8 protein-coding genes and 2 rRNA genes are annotated in these 6,478 nt (G+C 36.4%); 5 read left to right on the plus strand and 5 right to left on the minus strand.

The window, feature by feature from the left end; all coding sequences use genetic code 11:
• A partial coding sequence (locus D6734_07320; protein ID RMF94580.1) for a hypothetical protein occupies positions 1-214 on the minus strand: 214 nt, incomplete at its 3' end.
• 267 nt (positions 215-481) lie between these two features.
• On the opposite strand from D6734_07320, the gene D6734_07325 reads away from it, so the two are divergent.
• Genes D6734_07325 through xdhC form a run of 5 tightly spaced genes read left to right on the plus strand, consistent with a single transcriptional unit; the run spans position 482 to position 5,407 of the window.
• A complete protein-coding gene (locus tag D6734_07325) occupies positions 482-1,327 on the plus strand; it encodes a xanthine dehydrogenase family protein subunit M (GenBank protein ID RMF94581.1) in 846 nt (281 codons plus the stop codon).
• Between the two features lie 10 nt (positions 1,328-1,337).
• Positions 1,338-1,811, plus strand: coding sequence for a (2Fe-2S)-binding protein (locus tag D6734_07330; GenBank protein ID RMF94582.1), 474 nt, complete (start codon positions 1,338-1,340; stop codon positions 1,809-1,811).
• A 12-nt stretch (positions 1,812-1,823) separates the two neighbouring features.
• Positions 1,824-4,034, plus strand: a complete 2,211-nt coding sequence (locus D6734_07335) for a xanthine dehydrogenase family protein molybdopterin-binding subunit (protein RMF94583.1) — start codon at positions 1,824-1,826, stop codon at positions 4,032-4,034.
• Between the two features lie 7 nt (positions 4,035-4,041).
• Complete coding sequence (locus tag D6734_07340) at positions 4,042-4,641, plus strand: nucleotidyltransferase family protein (GenBank protein RMF94584.1); 600 nt, start codon at positions 4,042-4,044, stop codon at positions 4,639-4,641.
• Positions 4,628-5,407 (plus strand): xanthine dehydrogenase accessory protein XdhC, encoded by a 780-nt coding sequence (gene xdhC, locus D6734_07345; GenBank protein ID RMF94585.1) that lies wholly within the window; start codon positions 4,628-4,630, stop codon positions 5,405-5,407. The genes D6734_07340 and xdhC overlap by 14 nt, the downstream gene beginning before the upstream one ends.
• Before the next feature lie 48 nt (positions 5,408-5,455).
• Here the strand turns inward: xdhC and D6734_07350 are convergent, their stop codons facing one another.
• The 4 genes from D6734_07350 to D6734_07365 all read right to left on the minus strand — a co-directional run.
• Positions 5,456-5,758, minus strand: coding sequence for a tetratricopeptide repeat protein (locus D6734_07350; protein RMF94586.1), 303 nt, complete (start codon positions 5,756-5,758; stop codon positions 5,456-5,458).
• On the minus strand, positions 5,755-5,967 hold the full coding sequence (locus tag D6734_07355) for a hypothetical protein (protein ID RMF94587.1): 213 nt from the start codon (positions 5,965-5,967) through the stop codon (positions 5,755-5,757). The genes D6734_07350 and D6734_07355 overlap by 4 nt, the downstream gene beginning before the upstream one ends.
• 66 nt (positions 5,968-6,033) lie before the next feature.
• A 5S ribosomal RNA gene (rrf, locus tag D6734_07360) occupies positions 6,034-6,146 on the minus strand.
• Between the two features lie 45 nt (positions 6,147-6,191).
• Positions 6,192-6,478: ribosomal RNA gene (locus D6734_07365) — 23S ribosomal RNA — on the minus strand; the annotation flags it as partial.

Here is a 6,478-nt window from a genome sequence, read left to right on the forward strand (position 1 = left end):
CAACAATCCAATTTGTATGATTTTTCTCCAAACCAATATTCTTATTAAGCGAGTCAAGATAAGATGCTATTTTTTCCCTACAAATCTGATAGTATCTATTGACTGTATTTCTATTAATCCCCAAGAGGTTGGCTGTCTGTGTTGCAGTCAAATCTTCAGAAAAACATTTCAAAATTTTTTTTATTTTGTAATCACTTATTTTTGCCCATTTCATAGCTTATTTGAGGTTATTAAAATAATTTTTCTAGTCTAGGCTGCAAATAAAATAATACAGTTTTTCAAAAAATCAAGTAGTAAAAAAATTTTTTTTGATTTACATTCATCTAACTCAAGTTTGACAAAAATCAGTTGCATTGAAAGTGGTATCTTTGATTGAGAAAAGTCGGAATGATAGACAATTAAGAATGTTTTTAGTTTGACTTGCCTTTATTTTTTTTTTATATTCCACGCTGTTTATTTAAAAAAGATTTAGAGTAAAAAATTGAATTTCACATACATTTCACCAAAAAACCAAGAAGAAGCACTTGCTATTTTAGCAGAGCATAGCACTAATGCCGCTGTACTTGCAGGAGGCACTGACCTTCTCCTTGCAATAAAAGATGAGGTCAAAACGCCTTCAGTTCTAATTGATTTAAAACCATCGAATATCTTAAATTCAATAGAAGAAGACAAGGCAGGTAACTTAAACATAGGAGCTTTTACAACAGTAAGAGAAATTGAAAAATCAGATTTGATTGCTTCAAAGTATCCTTTTTTTCAAAAATCTGCTGCAATGCTTGGTTCTGTACAAATTAGGAATCGGGCAACAATAGGAGGAAATCTCTGTAATGCTTCACCATGCGCAAATCTGGCACTTCCTCTGTTAGCTCTTGATGCAGAAGTATTGCTTGAAAAGAAAGGAGGATCAAGAAAGATCTCGATCAATGACTTTTTCATCAGCAATGGCATTACTGCTAAAGCCGATGATGAGATGCTAACACACATTTTTATACCCAAAAATGATGGAAAAGGAGTTTTTATTTTTCATTCGAAAAGGCGGGCTATGGATATTGCTGTTGTTGCTGTCTGTATAAATCTTCTGAAAGATGATGACAATAAGATAACGGATATTAGAATAGCATTAGGTTCAGTTGCGCCCGTACCTATGAGAGCAAAGAAAGCCGAAGAAATGATTAGAGGCAATGTCCTTAATGACAAATTGATAGTAGAATCAGCTCAATGTGCTTCTGACGAATCAAATCCTATTGATGATGCACGAGCTTCTGCTTGGTATAGAAGGGAAATGGTAAAATCTTTGGTAGCACGAGGGTTATCATCGCTAAAGTGATTAATTTAATATGAAAAAAATTCTACAATTCACAGTCAATGGCGAAGAAGTCGAACTACTTGTTGACGAGAATGAAACACTTCTTTCAGTTATAAGAGAAAAATTAAACCTCAAGGGCACAAAAGAAGGTTGTGGTATGGGTGAATGCGGAGCTTGCACTGTGCTTCTCAATAACATCCCTGTAAATTCCTGCCTTGTGTTGGCTTTATCAGCTAACGGCGGTGAAATAACGACAATTGAAGGACTTGCGAAAAATGGAGAACTTGATCCGATTCAGGAAGCATTCATTGAAAATGGAGCAATTCAATGCGGTTTTTGTTCACCCGGTATGATTCTAATGGCAAAGAGTCTTCTCGAAGAATATGAAAACCCATCTGATGAAGATATAAAACATTATTTAGCAGGGAATATTTGCCGTTGTACGGGTTATGAAAGCATTATTCGTGCAATAAAAGATCTTATTCAAAAGAGAAAAAATAATTAAAGGATAAATACCGTGATAGGAAAAGCAATTCCAAGAATAGAATCAAAAGATAAAGCACGAGGAAAGGCTGTTTACACAGGTGATGTAGTTTTACCACAAAAAATCCTTGTTGGTAAAATTTTATACAGTCAAGTCCCCCATGGAATCATCAAAAATATCGACTATTCAGAGGCATTAAAAGTCCCGGGAGTTAAAGCAGTCATAACATCAGAAGATTTCAAAGTAAAAAGAACCGGGCTCATAATGGAAGATGAAATGATTCTTGCCACAGGAAAAGTCAGATTTATAGGAGAAAAGATTGCTGCTGTGGCTGCTGTTAACGAGGAAGCTGCAAATGAAGCATTGAGCAAAATCAAAGTAGAAATCGAAGAGCTTCCGCATCTTTCAGACCCTTTAAAAGCGCTTGAAACTGATTCCATTCTTGTTCATGATGACCTAATAAAAGAGGGTTTGGCAGAATCAATGGGAATAGAAGGCAACTTGTGTTCTTCAATGGAACTGTGCCAAGGGGATATAGAAAAAGGATTTGAAGAAGCAGATGTCGTAATAGAAGACACATTCAAAACATCGAAGGTACACCACTGCTTTATTGAGCCACATGTTTCCCTTGCCTTGTGGCACCCTGAAAAAGGATTCAATGTTTGGACTTCAACACAGGGCTATTTTTTCATTCAACAAAAATTAGCGGCAATTTTTTCATTGCCTATTACAAAAGTAAAAGTAATGCCTGTAGAAAGTGGAGGAGCCTTCGGTGGAAAAGTTTCGCTTTGTGTTGAACCTTTAGTATGTGCATTGTCTATGAAAGCAGGACAACCCGTTAGGATAACAGTAGGACGAGATGAAGAATTCCTTTATGGGAAACCAAGATTCCCTGCTACTACAAAAATCAAATTGGGAGTCAAAAAAGATGGTTCGATTACTGCTCTTCATTCACAAATCTATTATGACCTTGGAGCATATTCCGATTTTGGCCCAATTATGATGTATGCGGCAACAAACAATGCTTGCGGTCCCTATAAAATACCAAATGCAAAATTAGAAGGTTATGCTGTATATACGAACAAAATTAGCGGCACTTCATTTAGAGCTCCGGGAGTGCCTCAATATTGTTTCGCTTTGGAGTCAATGATAAACAGAGCGGCCTCAAAACTTGGAATGGATTCAATTGAAATTCGCAAGAAAAATGCTGTAACAAATGGATATGTAAGAGTATCCGGCGAACCAATAAACGGAAATTCCTTTCTCACTGTTCTGGATAAAGCTAAAGAACTTTTAGATAAAAATCCAAAAAGGGATGAAGTTGGAATAGCCGCCTGCATTTGGGAAACACGAGCTGGTCCTTCATCAATCCTGCTTCGTTTAAGCGATGACGGTAGAATCCTTATCATAACCGGAGTATGTGATTTAACTGGAGCAAGGACAATATTTGTCCAAATTGTTTGCGATGTTTTTTCTGTTGAACCTGATGATGTTGAAATAATATATCAGGACAGCTCAACAGCGCCTGTCACTCCTCCATCAACTGGAAGCGGAACAATTTACAATGTTGGCCATGTTGTGAAAAGCGCTGCTGAGTCTTTAAAATCTGAAATCATAAAAATTGCAATGGAACGTCTTGAATGCAGTGATGAGTCTGAAATTGAAATCTCTGCTAAAAAAGCGGTAAAAAAAGGGACGGACAAATCAGTTAGTTTTGCTGAAATTTCAAAATATTCAAGGCACAAGCTCGGCAAAGTACTTATGAAAGAGGCATCATCTGTTGCCGAATACAATGCAACTCTTTTTGGACTCCAAATGGCAGAAGTGGATGTTGATACAGAAACTGGGAAAGTTGATGTTAAAAAGATAACTGCAATCCATGATGTGGGAAAGATTATGAATCCTTTATTGCTCAAGGGCCAAGTTGAAGGAGCAATCTTGCAGGGAACAGGATTTGCTGTTTTAGAAGAAATTGTTTTCAATGATGTAAAGGCATTGACTGATAACTTTTCAGATTACGCAGTGCCTACGATCAAAGATGTACCAGAAAAAGAAATTATTATTCTTGAAGGAGATTATTCAAAGGATGGCCCATATGGCAGCAAAGGCATAGGAGAACCTCCTGTCGTTCCCACTGCCCCAGCCATTGCAGATGCAGTATTCAAAAAGACAGGAGTTGCTATTTCTGAACTTCCTCTTTCACCTGAAAGAGTATTTAAAGCACTAAAAGAAAAGTCTTCTTGATAGATATATGGTCTCTACTATTCTTTTGTGCGCAGGTCAATCGAGAAGAATGGGAAGATCAAAACTTCTCCTTCCTTTGAAAGATAAAAAAGTAATTGATTATGTATTATTCAATTTATTAAATTCAAATACAACAAAAATCGTTGTCGTTGCCAGAAAGAATGATAAAGAATTTTTGAAACATATTCCAAATCATAAAAAAATAGAAATCGTGTTCAACAACCTTGAAAATGCAGATATGTTCTCATCTGTTGTTTGCGGAACACAATTTTTAAAAAAAGACACCTTACCTTTAATGATTTTTTTAGGAGAACATCCTTTGATTGACTCCAAGACGATCAATATCCTAATCGACGCTTTTTTAAACAGTGAAAAAAGAATTGTGATGCCAGTTTATGAGGGAATCAAGGGACATCCTTTGATACTTGATAACTCTTTGAAAAATGAGATACTATCTCCTAAAATTAGGTGTCTCAAAGACATTATTAAAAAACACCAAAATGAAATTCTCGAAGTCGATGTAGATTGCAGAGGAGTTGTTATCGACTTGGACACTGAAGAGGATTACAAGAAAATGTTGGAGGAAATAGAAAATGGATATTTATGATGAAATCCAACAGCTGAAAAAAGAAGGAAAAGCTGCAGCCTTGATTACTGTTATAGAGACAAAGGGCTCAACACCAAGAGAAGAAGGCGCAAAAATGATTGTAGTTGAAGATGGCACGATTAGAGGCACAATCGGTGGAGGATGTGTTGAAGGACAAGTTTATGAAGAAGCAAAGGAAATTATCAGAAAAGGCGGACTAAAAATCTTAGAATTTGACCTTCTTGATGATGAGCTTGATGGCGAAGGCCAAATGTGCGGCGGCAAAATGAAAGTTTTGATTGAATCATTAGCTCCTCAAAAAAATGTAATTATTTTTGGCGCAGGCCATATATCTTTGTATCTTTCAAAAATATGCAAAATGCTTGATTTTAATGTCACAGTTACTGATGATAGAGAAGAATATGCATCAAGAGAGAGATTTCCTGAAGCAGATAATGTTATAGTAAGTGAATTTGAAAAGGTTTTTGAAAAAATTTCGGTAAATCATAACACATATATCGTAATTGTAACACGAGGGCATAAATATGATAAAATGATGCTCGAAGAAAGTCTCAAAACAGATGCCTTTTATATTGGAATGATTGGAAGCCGTTCAAAATTGAAGGGAATTTTCGACTCATTAAAAGCCAAAGGATTTTCAGAAGAGGATATTAAAAGAGTGCACTCACCAATAGGCATTCCAATTCATAGTGAATCTCCTCAAGAAATAGCTATAAGCATTGCCGCAGAATTAATAAAAGAAAGCAAAGAAAATGCACACTCTTGATATCTGCCGCTTGTGCAAATTCTTATATAACAATAATTGATTTAAGCATTAACGAGAATTTACTTTAAGTAGAGGAATCAGTTTTTGAATTCCCTGCTTAATTAAAGCATTTTCTTTATTAATATTCAGTCCTGTCTTCCATTTTTTTAGAGCTTCTTCAAACTTTCCCATTTCATAATAGGCAGAACCAAGATTATAGTATCCATTATCAAAATTCGGATTCAATGAAATTGCTTTTTCATATTCTTCTATTGCTTTTGTGTAAAAGCCGCGGTTTTTGAAAAAGACGCCACGGTTATTGTAATAAAGGTATCCTGTTTTTGATTTTTGTTTTTTCTGTTTCTTCTTCATTTTTCCTTTCCGTAAGTTAGAGGGTTATTTTTTTGCCCCCTAATATATGCATTTTCTATGCCATTTTTTATAGAAAAAACAAGAACAAATATAATCATTATTTTCAATAGGTTAGTTGATTTTTGAAACATTTTATGCGAAAAATGAATGACATTTTTACAATCAATGTTGTCATATATGACATTACATTTCTCATAAAGAAGCTTCAAGTGATATTTTTTACAACAATTGATAAAAAAAGGTTCCGCAAATTATTTGCGGAACCTTTAAATAGGTCCTGGCAGCGTCCTACTCTCCCACCCTACTGGGCAGTACCATCAGCGCTGGAGGGCTTAACTTCCGTGTTCGGAATGGGAACGGGTGTTTCCCCTCCGCTATAACCACCAGGAAAAATTGGCTATAGTACAAATAAATTCAATGGCAATTTGTGAAAAAAAGAGGTGGCTAAGCCGCACGGCCGATTAGTACTGGTCAGCTAAATCCGTTACCGGACTTACACCTCCAGCCTATCAACCTGGTAGTCTTCCAGGGGCCTTTAGGCCGCTTACGCGGACGGGATATCTTATCTTGAGGCAGGCTTCCCACTTAGATGCCTTCAGCGGTTATCCTTTCCGAACATAGCTACCCAGCTGTGCCACTGGCGTGACAACTGGTGCACTAGAGGTTCGTCCATCCCGGTCCTCTCGTACTAGGGACAGCTCCTCTCAAATATCCTACGCC

This window comes from Candidatus Schekmanbacteria bacterium (assembly GCA_003695725.1).
Classification (GTDB): Bacteria; Schekmanbacteria; GWA2-38-11; order GWA2-38-11; family J061; genus J061.

Bases quoted from the DNA above. Each gene is read 5' to 3' on its own strand.
- D6734_07330 (RMF94582.1), top strand. From the start codon at position 1,338: ATGAAAAAAATTCTACAATTCACAGTCAATGGCGAAGAAGTCGAACTA.
- D6734_07350 (RMF94586.1), bottom strand. From the start codon at position 5,758: ATGAAGAAGAAACAGAAAAAACAAAAATCAAAAACAGGATACCTTTAT.
- xdhC (RMF94585.1), top strand. From the start codon at position 4,628: ATGGATATTTATGATGAAATCCAACAGCTGAAAAAAGAAGGAAAAGCT.
- D6734_07340 (RMF94584.1), top strand. From the start codon at position 4,042: ATGGTCTCTACTATTCTTTTGTGCGCAGGTCAATCGAGAAGAATGGGA.